The following is a 15,497-nucleotide window of genomic DNA, read 5'->3' as shown; positions in this document are numbered from 1 at the left end:
CCACTTTCCTCCCACCTGCTTACAAATACGATAACATCAACAATCATTAACCTCTGATTCAGAAGAATCAGAGGTTTTTTTGTGGGTTTGGGGAAAGTGGTGGTAGAAAGTGGAGAATTGTGGTAGACTAAATATACTTAGAATGAAAGGAGTATGGGGTCGTGCTGATTGGTGAATATCAACATAATATTGACACAAAAGGCCGACTTATCATGCCTGCTAAGTTTCGACCTGATTTAGGGTCGAGTTTTATAGTGACTAGAGGTTTAGATGGTTGTTTATTTGGTTTCCCAATGGAAAGTTGGGAAGTCATTCAGGAGAAATTAACCCAGTTACCATTGGCTAAGAAAGATGCGCGAGCGTTTACCCGTTTTTTCTATTCAGCTGCCACTGAAGTAGAAATCGACAAGCAAGGGCGTATCAATTTGCCACAGAACTTATTATCCTACGCCAAGATTGAGAAGGAATGCCAAGTAATTGGTGTGTCTGATCGAATCGAAATTTGGAGCAAGGCGAGTTGGGATGCGTTTGCGGATGTGGCTGAAGAGAATTTCGAAGATATTGCGGAAGATATGATTGATTTTGGCTTTTAATTAAAGGGGGTGTCAGTATGTCTTTCCAACACGAGACGGTCTTATTAAAGGAGACCATTGATGGTCTGGAGGTCAACCCAAATGGGATCTACGTGGATTGTACCCTTGGGGGTGCAGGGCATGCGGAATACTTGTTGAGTAAATTAACGAACAGGGGACACCTTTATGCATTCGATCAGGATATTACGGCGATTGAGAATGCCCAGGAACGTTTAGCTCAATATATTCAAGCGGGTCAGGTAACCTTTGTTCATCGGAATTTCCGCGAGTTGAAGCCAGCTCTCAGCGAATTAGGGGTGAAATATGTGGATGGGGTCTACTATGACCTTGGTGTATCTTCCCCTCAGTTAGATCAAGCTGAGCGAGGGTTCAGTTATAACAAAGAAGCGCGCTTGGATATGCGAATGAATCAAAGCCAAGCGTTGACAGCTTATGATGTAGTCAATGAGTGGCCTTATGAGGACTTAGTGCGGATTATTCATCGCTATGGCGAAGAGCGTTTCGCCAAACGGATTGCCCGTGCTATTGAACAGAAACGTAGTGAAACACCTATTGAAAGCACAATCGAACTTTCAGAGCTGATTAAAGAAGCGATTCCCGCGGCTACAAGGCGCACAGGGCCGCACCCTGCAAAGAGGACTTTCCAAGCGATACGGATTGCTGTAAATGATGAACTAGGTGCCTTGGAGGAGTCTCTAGAAGATGCCTTAAGTATGTTGAAAGTAGGCGGTCGAGTCTCTGTCATCTCTTTCCATTCCTTAGAAGATAGACTCGTCAAGCAAATGTTTAATCAAGTCAGTGCTCAGCCAGAGTTGCCGCCTAATTTACCAGTAATGCCAGATCGAGTTCAGCCAGAATTTGAACGCATTACTCGTAAGCCGATTTTAGCCAGTGATGATGAACTTACAGATAATCATCGCTCAAGAAGTGCAAAACTTAGAATTATTGAAAGAAAAAGATTTAACGATAGTCATTAATTGAGAGGATTAATCCATGGAAAGACGTAGTGAAATTGTACATAGCCCAAGTGAATACTTAAGCACAGATAATTACGCGCGTAATTCCTATGTGGGAACGTCTCATGAAGCAGTAAGGAATATCGATACTGATACAACGGATCTACAAGCTAAGAAAAGAGCAAAAGCTCTCGGCAAAGGGACATGGATAGCTTTAGGTGTATGTATGTGTATTACCTTAATCTTGACAGTGTGTAATTTAGTGATACAGTATAGAGATGCTGAAATGATTCGTGCTACTCAAGTCTATGAGCAGCAAATTGCTGATTTGAATTTACAAACCACTCAATTAATGGATCAAATTACAGAACAGTATAATTTTGAAGCTATCAAGGAAGCCGCTGAAGCTGAAGGGCTTTATGTGGATGAATCTAGAGTGAGGAATGTTGGAGAATGAGCCGCTTTAGTCGAAGCAATTCGAACAAATTAAATATATTGTGCTTGCTTATTTTTGCGATTGGCATCTTTGCTTTACTTATGTTCAGGACAGGGAGCCTGATGCTCAAGAAGGAAAGTGATGGCGTCGATTTAGTAGAATATACTGCAGCACCGACCGAAAGAAGTAGTATTTCAGAAGCAAAACGGGGAAGTATTTATGACCGCAAAGGTCAACCGATTGCGCTTGATACTACTTCTTATTCAATGTACGCCTTATTAAATGCCAATTGGACAGAAGATGTTATAGCAGATCCGGACCGTACTGCCCAAATATTGAGTGAATATATTGATCTTTCACGCGATGAAATTTTAGACATTCTATTACAAGAGGATGTGGCTCAAGCTGAATTTGGTCAAGCAGGAGCGAATTTATCCTTGGAGACGAAAGAAGCCATTGAAGAGACCGATTTACCGGGCATTTATTTCACTGCTAAGACAAAGCGCAAGTATGTGAATCCTTATTTCGCTTCACATTTAATTGGTTATGCCAGTGTATTAGAATCTGCCGATGAATTGGCGGTGACTAATTTACTTGAAGGTCAAATGGGCGTAGAATTAGCTTATGACCAAAAGTTGAGTGGCCAAGAGAATGGTCAAATCGTGGATGGCCGATTAATTGGAGAGGATATCACCTTAACATTGGATAGCCGCTTACAAAATCAAGTCGAAGATATTATGCAGAAGGCTTATGAGAAGTATCAACCAGAGAACGTAATGGCCTTTATCGTTGATGCAAGAACGGGAGACTTGTGTGTTGCAGCTCAAAGACCGAGCTTTAATTTAAACACGCTTGAAGGAATCGAAGAAGAGTGGCGGAATCTTCTGGTGGAAGAATCGCTCGAACCGGGATCTACGATGAAAGTCTTGACACAAGCCGTGGCCATTGATAACCAACTTTATCAAACGAATGAAACGTTTCTATCAGGAACGATTGATGTCTATGACCAGAAAGTTCACGACTATAACCTTACAGGTTGGGGACAAATTCCCTTTGAAGAAGGCTTTGCCCGGTCAAGTAATGTTGCAATGGTGCACTTAGTTAATCGTTTAGGCTTGGAAGAATGGACGAAGTATTTAGAAATGTTTGGTTTTGGCCAGACAACTAATTCTGGTTTACCTAATGAAGTTGCTGGGACAGTCGATTTCGATAATCCAGTGAATGCGACAATGTCGGCTTTCGGACAAGGGCTTTTGACAAGTCCCATTCAATTACTGCAAGCCTATTCTAGTATTGGAAATAAGGGTGAGATGCTCAAGGTACAATATATCCAAGATACAAGCCAGACGGAGGCTGCACAAGGTCAGGTTCTAGGGCAGCCTATTAGCCAAGAAGCTGCAGATAAGGTGCTAGCCTTAATGGTCAACACCGTAGAAGCTCCATATGGAACGGCCCAATCTTTCCGCAGAAATGATATGTCTGTCGCCGCCAAAACAGGTACAGCACAAATTGCTGACCCCAATGGTTCAGGTTATTTGACCGGACCGAATGATTATTACCATTCGGTTGTGACGTTCTTGCCGGCCCAAGACCCACAATATATGGTCTACATTGCGATGAAGCGGCCGAAAGTAAATCACGGTTTAATCGGTTCACAAATTATTGCCGAAATATTTCACGGTATTGTTAATCAAATGATGTTTGAATAGGAGGAGCGCACGTGAAGCAAACGGAGTTGATACGACCTTTAGTTAATGCACGAGTTTATGGGGCTCAATTAAGCAAAGATCAAGACGTCACGGCTGTTGTAAATGATAGCCGTAAGGTTATCCCAGGTGCATGTTTCATTGCGATAGTTGGTGAACGCTTCGATGGGCACGATGCCATTGATGAAGTTGTAGCAGCTGGAGCGAAGATTATAATTGTAGAAGAATTGACAGCTTACCAAGAATATCCAGGGGTTAGTTTTGTAAAGGTGGCAAGTACCTTTAGAGCGCAGGCGATGCTCGCCAATGCCTTCTATAAGGAACCCACGAAAGACCTAAATGTTATTGCAGTCACCGGCACAAATGGCAAGACTACGACAACAAATATGATTAGCTCTCTATTAAATCATCTTAATCGTCCTACAGGTCTTATTGGGACCATGCACTATAAAGTCGATCAAACTTACTATCCTGCTGTCAATACGACCCCCAATGCGCTAGAATTACAGCGCTTATTCCGGGAGATGCTTGACGCTTCTTGTCAAGATGCGATTATTGAAGCATCATCACACGCACTTGCCCTAGGACGTTTGTGGTATACAGATGTGGATTGTGCTATATTCACCAACCTTACGCGGGAGCACTTGGACTACCATCAAACGATGGATGCCTATGCTACAGCGAAGAGTCTCCTCTTCAGCCAATTAGGTCAACGCTTTTATGAAGGTAAACCACGCTTGGCTATCTTAAATATGGACGATCCATATTGGAGCCAGATGGCGCAAGCTACCGCAGCGGAAATTCTGACTTACAGTCTAAACAAGCCAGAAGCAACCGTTTATGCAACAGACATTGCTGCAGCGACTGAGGGCGTTTCTTTTCAATTAAATGATGGAGAAGGTACTTATGCTGTGACCTTACCGATGCAAGGGCAATTTAATATTGCCAATTATTTGGCAGCTTTTCTGTGCTTGAAGTTTTATTATCAATTCTCAACCGCAGAAATTCTTGAAGCAACCGCCCACTTTAAAGGGGTCAGCGGGCGTATGGAACAAGTTGAAGCTGGACAAGCTTTTACGGTTGTCGTTGATTTCGCTCATACACAAGATGCCTTGGAGAATGTCTTGGCAGATTTGGCCAAGCGTCCCCATCGTCGTTTAATTACAGTTACCGGCCACAGCGGGGGCAACCGCGACAGTGCGGCCCGACCTGGAATTGGGGATATCTTATTTAAATATTCTGATCATGTAGTGCTGACTGCAGATAATCCACGTTTCGAATCGGTCGAAAAGATTGCCAAGGAAATTGTTGGAACCCATACGGATGCTTCCTATGAGGTTGTGGTCGACCGAATAGAAGCCGTGCACAGAGCCTTACAAATAGCTGAGCCAGAGGATATTATCCTTTTAGCTGGCAAAGGTGGGGAAGGTTACCAAATTATTGGGGATGATAAAATTCCTTACGATGACGTTGATGTCGTCAAAGACTATTATCGAAATTTAAAGGAGAACTAAGATGACGTATATTCTATTATTGCTCGTGAGCTTTGTCTTAACGTTAGTCGGCGTTCAGGGCTTTATCCGTTACATGAAGCAAAGAGAAATTGGCCAAATTACCCGTGAAGAAGGCCCCCTATGGCATGAAGTCAAAACAGGTACCCCAACCATGGGTGGCACGATCTTTGTCCTAGTAATAGCCTTCATGTCTGTCATTACTACTTGGCTAACAGGCAACTTAGACCCTGCAGTATGGATACTTAGCTTAACCTTCCTGCTATTTGGCGGAATTGGTTTCGTTGATGACTTTATCAGTGTCTTTCAAGGACGTAATGAAGGTTTAACAGCTAAGCAGAAATTCATCTTACAAGTCGTCTTCTCGATATTTGTTAGTTTTGTAGCCTTTCAAGGTGGGATTGGCTACATGGTTCCATTCTTTGGTTATCAAATTCAATCCGGTATTCTTGTGGCACTGTTTACCTTCTTTTGGATCACTGGTTTTTCCAATGCCGTCAATCTAACCGATGGTTTAGACGGATTAGCAACCGGCTTGTCTATCATAGCTTTTGCAGCTTATGGCATCATTGCCTACCGCCAAGGCCAAGCGAGTTTGGCGATGGTATGTGCGGTAGCTGTTGTGTGTCTGCTAGCTTTCTTAATGTTTAACAAGAAACCAGCCAAAATCTTCATGGGGGATGTAGGCTCATTGGCACTGGGTGCGAGTTTAGCAGTGCTCTCGCTATTAACCGGGAATCCATGGAGCTTGCTTGTCATCGGACTTGTCTTCGTGGTCGAGACGGCCAGTGTTATTCTGCAAGTTCTATCTTTTAAGTTAACTGGCAAACGCATCTTCAAAATGAGTCCCATCCATCATCACTTCGAACTATCAGGTTGGTCTGAGACGAAAGTTGTAAGTGTATTCTGGTTGGTTGGGTTAGTAGCAACGGCTCTCTATCTAGTCTGGGCCTGGTAAAGAAAGAGTGAGATAAATGACTAAAGATTTCAAAGATAAACGAATTCTTGTCTTAGGCTATGCCATGACTGGACGAAGTGTCGCAAACTTTCTTAGTAAAGAAGGGGCAATTGTGACGGTTAATGATGGCGGTCAGCTCACGGATGACCCCTCTGTTGAGGCACTTGAAGCCCAAGGTGTCTCTTTTGTAACGGGAGGCCATCCCATTGAACTACTAGACCAAGATTTCGCCTTTATTGTCAAGAATCCAGGCATTCCCTATGATATTCCTTTCTTAAAAGAAGCAACGAAACGTCAAATCCCTATCTATACTGATATTGAACTGGCTTCCTGGGTGACTGAGGCAGATATTATTGCTGTAACAGGTAGCAATGGCAAGTCGACGACAACTTCCCTAATCTACGAATTACTTAAGGAATTACCCGAAGGTGAAACGTATTTAGCGGGAAATATTGGCATTCCTACGATGGATGTCGTTCAAAAAGCTCAAGCAGGAGACCGGATTGTTATGGAAGTTTCCAGTTTTCAATTGGCAGGTACCCGTTATTTCAAACCGAACATTGCTGTCATTGTAAATATTTACTCGGCTCACCTAGATTATCATGGCAGTCGGGAGGCTTATATTGAAGCGAAATTAAAGCTGATTGAGAATATGGGAAGCGAAGAAACCATTGTATATAACGCTGATCAAGAAGAGCTTGCCCATTTACTTCAAGACTACTCCTCGGTGAAACTTCCGTTTAGTATGGACGCTGATATAGAAGCAGGCGCTTATTTATTAGGTGACCAGATGATGTATGAAGGCGAAGCAATCTTTGCAGCGAAAGACTTACAAATACCTGGTAAACATAACGTCAGCAATGCCTTGGCTGCGATAGCAGTAGCGAAGCAATTAGGGGTAAGTAATGAGGCGATCGGTCGTGTTCTCGCAGAATATGGCGGAATGCCTCACCGTATCCAACCGGTTACCCAAGTAAGTGGCAGACGGTTCATTAATGATTCGAAGGCAACAAATACGACAGCGACAATTACAGCGCTAAAGAGTTTCACTGAACCAATCATTTACATTGGTGGTGGCTTAGATCGGGGCAATGGTTTTGATGATTTAATACCTTATCTATCCAATGTGAAGGCGGCTTATGTTTACGGAGAAACACAAGCTAAATTAAAAGAAAGCTTCACCAAAGCAGCTGTTCCAGAGATTTCTTGCTTTGAAACCTTAGACGAAGCTACTAAGGCAGCTTACCGAAAAGCAGCAGCAGGCGATGTGGTGTTATTCTCACCAAGTTGCGCAAGTTGGGATCAGTTTGATAATTTCGAAGTTCGTGGCGAGCATTTCGTGGCCATTCTTGAGCAACTTATCCAAGAAGAACCTTATGAACCAAAGGAGGTTTAAGGCATGATTCAACGCATTATCCTCTCAGGTGGGGGAACAGGAGGCCATATTTATCCAGCTCTTTCCATCTATCATCGTCTTAAAGAATTAAATCCGCAATTAGAATGTTTATATATTGGTAGTCAAACGGGCTTGGAAGCAGATATTGTGACCAAGGCGAATATTCCCTTTGAAGCGATTCAAATTCAAGGGCTAAAACGTTCTTTAAGTTTGGAAAATCTCAAGGCCATTTGGTATATGAACTCTAGTACGCGCAAGGTTAAGCGTCTAATTCGTGAGTTTCAGCCGGACGTAGTAGTTGGAACGGGTGGCTATGTTTGTGCACCGGTGCTCTATGCGGCAGCCCAAAGTGGCTATCCAACTTTGATTCACGAACAGAATAGCATTCCCGGTTTGACGAATAAGTTCTTAAGTCGTTACGTTGACCGCATTGGCATTTGCTTTCAAGAGGCTGCTTCCGGCTTTGAGAAGGTGAGCCATAAAGTTCGCTTAACAGGCAATCCAAGGGGACAAGAGGTAGTGAATTACCCAATGGATTCAGAGATTTTATCTAAGCAATATGGCTTATCCGACAGCTTGCCGACAGTTTTAATATTTGGTGGCAGTCGTGGTGCGCCTGCAATTAATCAAGCAGCTATCCAGATAATCGAAAACTTGCAAGGGGCACCTTACCAGGTTATCATCGGTACGGGTAATGTCCACTATGATGATATTATGCTAGAATTGAAGCAAAAGCACCGGGAAATACCAGACAATGTGCGTATTTTGCCGTATATTGAGAATATGCCCGCGGTATTTGGTGCCTTGGATTTAGTTGTCTGCCGCAGTGGCGCGACTACATTAACCGAATTAACCGCATTAGGCCTAGCCAGCATTCTCGTGCCAAGTCCTTATGTAACGAGCAATCACCAATACCACAATGCGATGGCTTTGGTAGATAAAGGGGCAGCTGTGTTGATTGAAGAAGCCGATTTATCAGCAGAGAAACTGTTGGAGCAAGTAAATCGCTTAATGAGTCAGCCTGAAGCAATTGCCCAAATGGGTCAACAAGCGAAGACGCTAGGAATTGTTGATGCGACGGATCGGATTATTGAAGTGTTGAATGAAATTGCTGAATAATGGTCACCGCTTCATTAAGGTCGCTGGAAATATCCGCAAAATTTCAATTTAATGAAAAAACCATAAGTTGTCGAGAAAACCGCTTATTAGCACTATTTAAATACGTGAATAATAGACAAGCTTGCTTCAGTTTTCATAGGAAAGCATTGCTATAAAGCGTACTTTCGAATGAGCAAATGAACCATGTGAGGAGGGAAGAGCATTGCGTCGAAGTAATAGAAGAGAAATTATGGGGCAAAGAAGTAACCAAGATACAAGTGGCACACCAGTACCACGAGGGAACTACCGCTTAGATGCCCAAGGGCAGCCGATTATCCCTCAATATAACGAAGCAGACTTAAATAGACGCCGGATGAGTGATCAAGATTACTTCACGCATCCCAAGCACTCCCAACCTCAAAGAAGCGCCCCGCAACGGGTCTATCATTTAGATCAATATCGTCAAGGCCAGAGAAGGTGGCAAGAGCGCTCCAGATCAACTGCGCCACCTAGCTCTAGGCAAGCTCAAAGAAACCAAGGCAATTATTATCAAAGAGAAGCTCCGCTGGCGCAACCTTCTACGGGTCGAACCTTTAGTCGTAAAGATTCAGCACCTCAAAAGCATGCGAATTTCCAAGGAGCCTTACAGAAAGATATCGCCGCTCTACCTAAAGGTAAAACAAAACTCTTAGCCGTATACATGGCCTTACTAGTAATCAGTTTAATTACGGCTTATCAAGTATCTCCTTTAAAACGCATTAATCAGATGACAGTGGAAGGGAATAATTATGTCCAAGATCAGGTCGTCATTGAGGCAACTAATTTACTGCCTTTTGACGAAGTGGACCGTCTGTATGCACAGAAACAAGCGGTGGTGGATAAGATGAAACTAGACATTCCTCTCATTGAATCGGTTTCTTTTCGTAAGGATGATTGGCAAGAGACACAAATTATTGTCAATGAGATGGAGGCTGTAGCCCAAGTCGAACGAAACGGGCAAATGAATCTGGTCTTAGCCAATGGGACGATGATTGATTCAATTCCTCAAACCTTAAATATTGCTGAAATTGAAGATGAACTACCTAATTTGTACCAGTTTGAGAGTCAGGGCAAAGTGATGGAGCTAGCGAATAATGCCTTGCGCAATATTGAACCGGAACTTTTAGCTCAAATGGAAGGCATTTATTTAACCGAAACAGCCGAAAATCCTAATGCCATTGAAGTTCATATGAAAGACGGTAATATCGTCCAAGCAATTATTAATACCTTTGCCCAGAAGATGCAATACTATCCGAATATGCTTGAGCAACTCGATGGCCAAAAGGGGGTCATTAATTTGGAAGTTGGGGCGTATTTTACGACAGATTTATCAGGAGTTAAGACACGTTAGACGTTTGCTCGCCCCAGTTAAAATTAGTCTGTGCCTAGTAGATTATTACTAACACAAGGATAACCGCTGCTCGGGTGAGTAGTTCCGTTTAGTGACGAGGCACCTGAGGTAATGACTTACATAAAGCCGCTTAAAAGAGACAAAACTTTTACTAATTAAGATAAATTCAGGAAAAAAGGTAAAAACTTTTTGGTTTTTCTTCTCTAAAGATAGGGTTTATGCTAATATATACAATGAATGTAAAAACGAAAAATTATAGTTAGAGGAGGGAACCGCCTACATGAGAAACCAAGAAATCTTTGTCAGCTTAGACATTGGGACAACCTCCATTAAAGTGGTGGTCGCCGAGTATATTAATGGCAGAGTGAATATCATCGGTGTAGGAAACGAGAAATCACGAGGGTTAAGCCGAGGTGTGATTGTAGATATTGATGAGACTGTTTACTCGATTCAACGGGCCATCGCACAAGCAGAACAGAAAGCAAATGTTAAAATCAATGAGGTCGTTGTAGGCATACCTAGCAACCAATTACAAATTGAAGATTGCCATGGCATGATTGCTGTTGCCAGTGAAAACCGTGAAATTACCAGTCGAGATGTGGATAATGTTATCTCAGCGGCTAAAGTTCGCTCAGTACCACCTGAGCGTGAAATCATCTCAATTATTCCAGATGAATTTATCGTCGATGGCTTCAATGGCATCCGCGATCCACGAGGGATGATTGGGGTTCGCTTAGAATTATATGCCCACTTAATTACCGGACCGAAGACAATTATTCATAACATTAAACGCTGTGTCCAAAAATCTGGGCTCAAAATTAATGAAATGATACTGCAGCCTCAAGCTATTGCAGCGGTTGCTTTAAGTCAAGATGAGCGTGAATTTGGCACCGTCGTAATTGATATGGGTGGCGGTCAGACGAGTGCTTCAATCTTATACGATAATCAATTGCGCTACTCTTTTGTCGACCAAGAAGGGGGCGACTTTGTAACGAAAGATATTTCCGTGATATTGAATACGTCCTTAGACAATGCCGAAAGGATTAAACGGGAGTATGGTTACGCGATTGCCAGTCAAACATCTGAAGATGAATACTTCCCTGTAGAAACAGTCGGCAAGAAAGAACCTGTCCGCGTTGATGAGTATTATTTAGCAGAGATTATTGAAGCGCGTTTGGCTCAAATTTTTGAGACAATTTACGAGGATTTAGAGCGTGTGGATGCTTTAGATTTACCGGGTGGTTTTGTCCTCACGGGTGGAGGCTCGGCCTTGCCTGGGGTTTTAGACTTAGCGAAACGCTATTTCGGTAGTCGAGTAAGATTATATGTACCTGAAGAGATGGGGATGCGTAACCCAATCTATACGACAAGCATGGGCTTGATTAATTATGTCTCCGAATTGGATGATATTCACCGAATTGCGCACGGAACGTATCGTATGAAAATGCCACAAACTTCACAGCCGTCGATGGATTACCGCCAAGATGTGCAATACCGTCAGCAGGAAACTCCTAGACAAAGACCGGATTACTACCAAGATGATTACTATCCACCAAGAGACGTGCCGGATAATAATCAAGGGCCTACTCCTGAATCATATCGGCCAAGTAGACCTGCTAGGGACGAATCGGATTACGATGCTTATGAAGCATATAACCAAAGTTTTGAAGAGGAAGATTACTACGAGACGTATTCTGACCAAGAAGCTCCGCGGGAAACGGAAGCTAGTGGCGGAAACTTAACAGATAAGATTCGATCATTTTTCCAATCGTTTTACGAATAAGTAATTGCACATATAAGGAGGTAACATTTAATGGAACTATCGTTTGATACGACAGAGAACAAAACTGGAGCAGTCATTAAAGTTATTGGTGTTGGAGGTGCTGGGGGCAACGCAGTCAACCGCATGATCCATGAAGAAGTTAAAGGCGTGGAGTTTATTGTTGCCAATACAGATACTCAAGCTTTAGACGGGTCACAAGCCGATACGAAAATCCAATTAGGACCGAAAGTAACGAAGGGACTAGGTGCTGGCTCATTGCCAGAAATTGGTTTGAAGGCAGCTGAAGAAAGTGAAGAACAAATTCGTGAAATCCTTGATGGGGCAGACTTAGTGTTTGTAACAGCAGGGATGGGTGGCGGAACGGGTACTGGAGCCGCTCCCGTTGTTGCAAAGATTGCTAAAGAATCGGGCGCTTTAACCGTCGGTGTTGTTACACGTCCATTTACCTTTGAAGGGCCTAAGCGCGGACGCCAGGCTGCCGAAGGCTTGAAGAATTTAAAAGATAACGTCGACACCTTAGTTGTTATTTCAAATAACCGCCTTCTTGAAATCGTTGACCGTAAAACACCGATGCTTGAAGCCTTCAGTGAAGCGGATAATGTATTACGTCAAGGGGTTCAAGGTATTTCAGACTTAATTACCTCACCAGGATATGTTAACCTTGACTTCGCGGATGTTCAAACCGTAATGAAAAATCAAGGGACAGCCCTTATGGGTATTGGTCAAGCATCTGGTGAGAATCGTACAGCTGAAGCGACCAAGAAAGCTATCTCTTCACCACTCCTTGAAGTTTCAATTGACGGTGCGGAGCAAATTCTCTTAAATATTACTGGTGGAGCAGACTTGAGCTTATTTGAAGCCCAAGATGCGAGTGAAATCGTGGCGAATGCATCAAGCAGTGATGTGAATATCATCTTCGGTACTTCAATTGATGAAGACCTTGGCGATGAAGTGAAAGTTACCGTTATTGCAACAGGTATTCATAATGACCGCAACGAACGTCCACAAAATCCGATGGGTGGACAAACACGACGCAACTTTGCTGCTAGCAGTGACCGCGACATGCAACGTTCAAGTGAAGCGACGGCAGCCAACCCAGAAGCTCGTCCAGAAGCACCACAAAGACGTGAACCTGCCCAACAAGACTTGTTCAGCAACTGGGACATTAACCGTGAGCAAAATACTCGCGAAATTGAAGATGTCGAAAATGCACGAAGCCAAAGACAAGAACGTCAAGGACGTCCTGAATCAATTTCTAACCAAAACGATGCAACCGAAGAAGAGTTGGACACACCACCATTCTTCCGCAAACGTCATCGCAATTAATCGCTCGAGTCGATTATTCCTGCGCTTGTGTCAGCTTAATAAGCCTGGCAAAAGCGCATTTTTTTGCTGAAATTCGCGAGAATATTCGTGGATTTTTCGAGCATTTCTTCGTAATTTATAGTAGAATGGTAAGGAAACCGTTAAGAAATGGAGTGACGTTGTGTATAATTTAATCCGTTTGATTATGACCCTCTTTACGCTATATAGTTGGGTTCTTGTCATTTATGCTGTTATGTCCTGGCTACCAGGAGCCCGCGATAGTTCTTTTGGTCAGCTTATCCAACGGCTTGCCCGTCCTTATTTGAATTTCTTTGATCAAGTGATACCTTCATTCGGGGGCATTAGCTTCAGTGTGATAATTGGTTTAATGGTATTGCAATTGATTCAACGAGGCTTGGTCTGGTTTTTAACGTTGTTCATGTGATGCTTTATGAAGGAGGTGTATTTATGAACACAGATATTTACCAACATTACCGTAGCGATGAAGGCGTCTTTATTGATTTAGTCTTTGATTGGATGCAACAAGTCTCAAATCGCTACGCGCCTTATACGACTGTGTTTCTCACACCTCGTGAAGCGATGATTGTAGATCAACTCGTTCGCAGTTCTGAAGAGTTGACGGCTAGTTTCTCCGGCGGCTACGTCGGTGCGGAACGTCAACGAGCTGTGATTTTCCCACCGTATTATGAGCCAGGGGCACAAGACTATCAGCTTGCCTACTATAATATTAATTTTCCAACGAAATTTGGTGAATTAACGCATGGCCGAATCCTTGGCACGCTCCTTTCCACAGGTATTGATCGTGAGCGCATCGGGGACATTATCACGGATGGAGAATCTTGGCATATCATTGTGGACGATTCAATTGGCGCCTATTTGCAACAGAATGTCCGCAAAATTGCCAATGTCGGTGTACAATTGGAAGAAATTAGCGCCGAAGCACTGCTCGAGTCGAACGAGACTTGGGAGCAGCGCACAGTGATTGCTAGCTCACTTCGACTTGACACCTTATTAAGCAACGTCTATAATTTCTCTAGACAGAGGGCAAAAGACGCCGTATCTTCGGGTCTAGTGAAAGTGAACTTTGCTGAAGTAGACCGCCCAGATATAGAAATTGGCGTCAGTGATATTGTTTCACTGCGTAAATTCGGGCGCTTCTGGATTGAAGAGGTTGAAGGCGTAACCAAGAAAGATAACTATCGTTTAAATGTCAGTGTCTTAGAAAGATAAATAAGCTCTTTGAAAGGACGTGGGATGAATGACTTTAACCCCTAATGATATTGTTACAAAAGAATTTAATACGAAATTTAGAGGCTATGACCAAGAAGAAGTTAATGATTTCCTTGACCGCGTAGTAGCCCGTATGGAAGAATTAATTACTCAGAACGAACGTCTGTCACAAGATTTGCAGATTGCAACGGAGAAGAATGAGTATTTCGCTCAATTGCAAGAATCGCTGAATAGTTCAATTCTTGTTGCCCAAGAAGCGGCTGAGCGCTTGAAACAGAATGCACGTAAAGAGGCAGAACTGATACTCTATGAAGCTGAACAAGAAGCTGACCGTTTAATTGGTGAAGCTTCAGATAATGCTCGTACGATTGTTATAGAATCCGATAATTTAAGACGTCGCAGTAAAGATTACCGTGCGCAATTGGAAGCGACAATCCGTCGCCAATTGGACGTCGTTACAAGTGAAGAGTATGTTGCTTTATTCGATAAAGAGCTGGAGACAAGCTTAAATCCGGAAGACTTTAAGGAAGCAGGGACTCGGGCAGCAGAACGGGCTCAAGTTCTTGAAGACGCCCAAGCAGATGCCTTTCAATCAGCGAAAGATATGGTAGACCCTACCAATCAAGGTGTTCCCCAACCGCAAATTGAACCAGAGGTTGATTTAGATCAAACACAAGTATTCCAGTACAATGTTGATTCAGATACTTTGACGCAACCTAAGGCTGACACTCAACCAGATTTAACCTATCAACCGGATTTAGCCTTGGATTCCAATCCAATGGACTCAGCTGATATGACGGCTGAACCGGCAGACGAGCCGATTTTCACCTTGGATGAGGATTCACCAGGTGAGAGCTTTGATTTAAAGGAAAGATCAATCGATGTGCCTGACGAAAGCAAGGTTCAAAGTGAAAGCTTCTTAGGCCAAACTATTCGCATTGATTTACCAATTGACGAAGATTAGAACAGTATTTTGCTTGAATATTCCCAGCGATCTGAGGTGGGTGGAAGCTCAGAAATCACTTCAAGTAAGAGGATCCTCTAATCAAATTGCTTCTATGAAATTAAGTAGTGGAAGCCGCTTCAAGAGCGTTAGCATGGAAAGTGAGTTACG

General features: G+C 43.1%; 14 protein-coding genes and 1 other annotated feature (1 of these 15 running past the window's edge). All 14 genes read left to right on the top strand.

Going from position 1 to position 15,497, the window contains the following annotated elements; genetic code table 11:
- Nucleotides 1-161: 161 nt before the first annotated feature.
- Nucleotides 162-593: a division/cell wall cluster transcriptional repressor MraZ gene (gene mraZ / locus CL176_RS08235; protein WP_118990878.1), complete on the top strand. Its 432-nt coding sequence runs from the start codon at nt 162-164 to the stop codon at nt 591-593.
- Nucleotides 594-610: 17 nt separating this feature from the next.
- Complete coding sequence (rsmH, locus tag CL176_RS08230; protein WP_118990877.1) at nt 611-1,570, top strand: 16S rRNA (cytosine(1402)-N(4))-methyltransferase RsmH; 960 nt, start codon at nt 611-613, stop codon at nt 1,568-1,570.
- Between the two features lie 16 nt (nt 1,571-1,586).
- Entirely contained in the window at nt 1,587-2,006 is a 420-nt protein-coding gene (locus CL176_RS08225) for a hypothetical protein (protein WP_118990876.1), read from the top strand.
- 101 nt (nt 2,007-2,107) lie between these two features.
- Nucleotides 2,108-3,694 carry a peptidoglycan D,D-transpeptidase FtsI family protein gene (locus CL176_RS08220; protein ID WP_162890901.1) on the top strand — a complete coding sequence of 529 codons (1,587 nt, stop codon included), beginning with the start codon at nt 2,108-2,110 and terminating at the stop codon, nt 3,692-3,694.
- 11 nt (nt 3,695-3,705) lie between these two features.
- Nucleotides 3,706-5,205 carry a UDP-N-acetylmuramoyl-L-alanyl-D-glutamate--2,6-diaminopimelate ligase gene (locus tag CL176_RS08215; protein WP_118990874.1) on the top strand — a complete coding sequence of 500 codons (1,500 nt, stop codon included), beginning with the start codon at nt 3,706-3,708 and terminating at the stop codon, nt 5,203-5,205.
- Between the two features lies 1 nt (nt 5,206).
- On the top strand, nt 5,207-6,160 hold the full coding sequence (gene mraY, locus CL176_RS08210) for a phospho-N-acetylmuramoyl-pentapeptide-transferase (RefSeq protein WP_118990873.1): 954 nt from the start codon (nt 5,207-5,209) through the stop codon (nt 6,158-6,160).
- A gap of 16 nt (nt 6,161-6,176) precedes the next feature.
- The gene (murD, locus tag CL176_RS08205; RefSeq protein ID WP_118990872.1) at nt 6,177-7,556 is read left to right on the top strand and encodes a UDP-N-acetylmuramoyl-L-alanine--D-glutamate ligase; all 1,380 of its coding nucleotides are present in this window, start codon (nt 6,177-6,179) and stop codon (nt 7,554-7,556) included.
- Between the two features lie 3 nt (nt 7,557-7,559).
- The gene (gene murG, locus CL176_RS08200) at nt 7,560-8,675 is read left to right on the top strand and encodes an undecaprenyldiphospho-muramoylpentapeptide beta-N-acetylglucosaminyltransferase (RefSeq protein ID WP_118990871.1); all 1,116 of its coding nucleotides are present in this window, start codon (nt 7,560-7,562) and stop codon (nt 8,673-8,675) included.
- Between the two features lie 202 nt (nt 8,676-8,877).
- Nucleotides 8,878-10,044, top strand: coding sequence for a cell division protein FtsQ/DivIB (locus tag CL176_RS08195; protein WP_118990870.1), 1,167 nt, complete (start codon nt 8,878-8,880; stop codon nt 10,042-10,044).
- A 280-nt stretch (nt 10,045-10,324) separates the two neighbouring features.
- Nucleotides 10,325-11,827: a cell division protein FtsA gene (gene ftsA / locus CL176_RS08190; protein WP_118990869.1), complete on the top strand. Its 1,503-nt coding sequence runs from the start codon at nt 10,325-10,327 to the stop codon at nt 11,825-11,827.
- 30 nt (nt 11,828-11,857) lie between these two features.
- Nucleotides 11,858-13,153: a cell division protein FtsZ gene (ftsZ, locus tag CL176_RS08185; RefSeq protein ID WP_118990868.1), complete on the top strand. Its 1,296-nt coding sequence runs from the start codon at nt 11,858-11,860 to the stop codon at nt 13,151-13,153.
- 160 nt (nt 13,154-13,313) lie between these two features.
- Nucleotides 13,314-13,577 carry a YggT family protein gene (locus tag CL176_RS08180; RefSeq protein WP_240430455.1) on the top strand — a complete coding sequence of 88 codons (264 nt, stop codon included), beginning with the start codon at nt 13,314-13,316 and terminating at the stop codon, nt 13,575-13,577.
- Nucleotides 13,578-13,600: 23 nt separating this feature from the next.
- Nucleotides 13,601-14,383: a YlmH family RNA-binding protein gene (locus tag CL176_RS08175; protein ID WP_118990867.1), complete on the top strand. Its 783-nt coding sequence runs from the start codon at nt 13,601-13,603 to the stop codon at nt 14,381-14,383.
- A gap of 28 nt (nt 14,384-14,411) precedes the next feature.
- Nucleotides 14,412-15,347, top strand: a complete 936-nt coding sequence (locus tag CL176_RS08170) for a DivIVA domain-containing protein (RefSeq protein WP_118990866.1) — start codon at nt 14,412-14,414, stop codon at nt 15,345-15,347.
- Nucleotides 15,328-15,497, top strand: a binding site (T-box leader); it runs 47 nt beyond the window's last position. Its footprint overlaps the gene before it by 20 nt.

The organism is Suicoccus acidiformans (genome assembly GCF_003546865.1).
Lineage (GTDB): Bacteria > Bacillota > Bacilli > Lactobacillales > Aerococcaceae > Suicoccus > Suicoccus acidiformans.
Note: the sequence above shows the minus strand (reverse complement) of the source record. Positions and strands in the feature narration are given on the sequence as shown.

Bases quoted from the DNA above. Each gene is read 5' to 3' on its own strand.
- murG (WP_118990871.1), top strand. From the start codon at position 7,560: ATGATTCAACGCATTATCCTCTCAGGTGGGGGAACAGGAGGCCATATT.
- CL176_RS08170 (WP_118990866.1), top strand. From the start codon at position 14,412: ATGACTTTAACCCCTAATGATATTGTTACAAAAGAATTTAATACGAAA.
- CL176_RS08225 (WP_118990876.1), top strand. From the start codon at position 1,587: ATGGAAAGACGTAGTGAAATTGTACATAGCCCAAGTGAATACTTAAGC.
- mraY (WP_118990873.1), top strand. From the start codon at position 5,207: ATGACGTATATTCTATTATTGCTCGTGAGCTTTGTCTTAACGTTAGTC.
- ftsZ (WP_118990868.1), top strand. From the start codon at position 11,858: ATGGAACTATCGTTTGATACGACAGAGAACAAAACTGGAGCAGTCATT.
- rsmH (WP_118990877.1), top strand. From the start codon at position 611: ATGTCTTTCCAACACGAGACGGTCTTATTAAAGGAGACCATTGATGGT.
- CL176_RS08175 (WP_118990867.1), top strand. From the start codon at position 13,601: ATGAACACAGATATTTACCAACATTACCGTAGCGATGAAGGCGTCTTT.
- ftsA (WP_118990869.1), top strand. From the start codon at position 10,325: ATGAGAAACCAAGAAATCTTTGTCAGCTTAGACATTGGGACAACCTCC.
- CL176_RS08220 (WP_162890901.1), top strand. From the start codon at position 2,108: ATGCTCAAGAAGGAAAGTGATGGCGTCGATTTAGTAGAATATACTGCA.
- murD (WP_118990872.1), top strand. From the start codon at position 6,177: ATGACTAAAGATTTCAAAGATAAACGAATTCTTGTCTTAGGCTATGCC.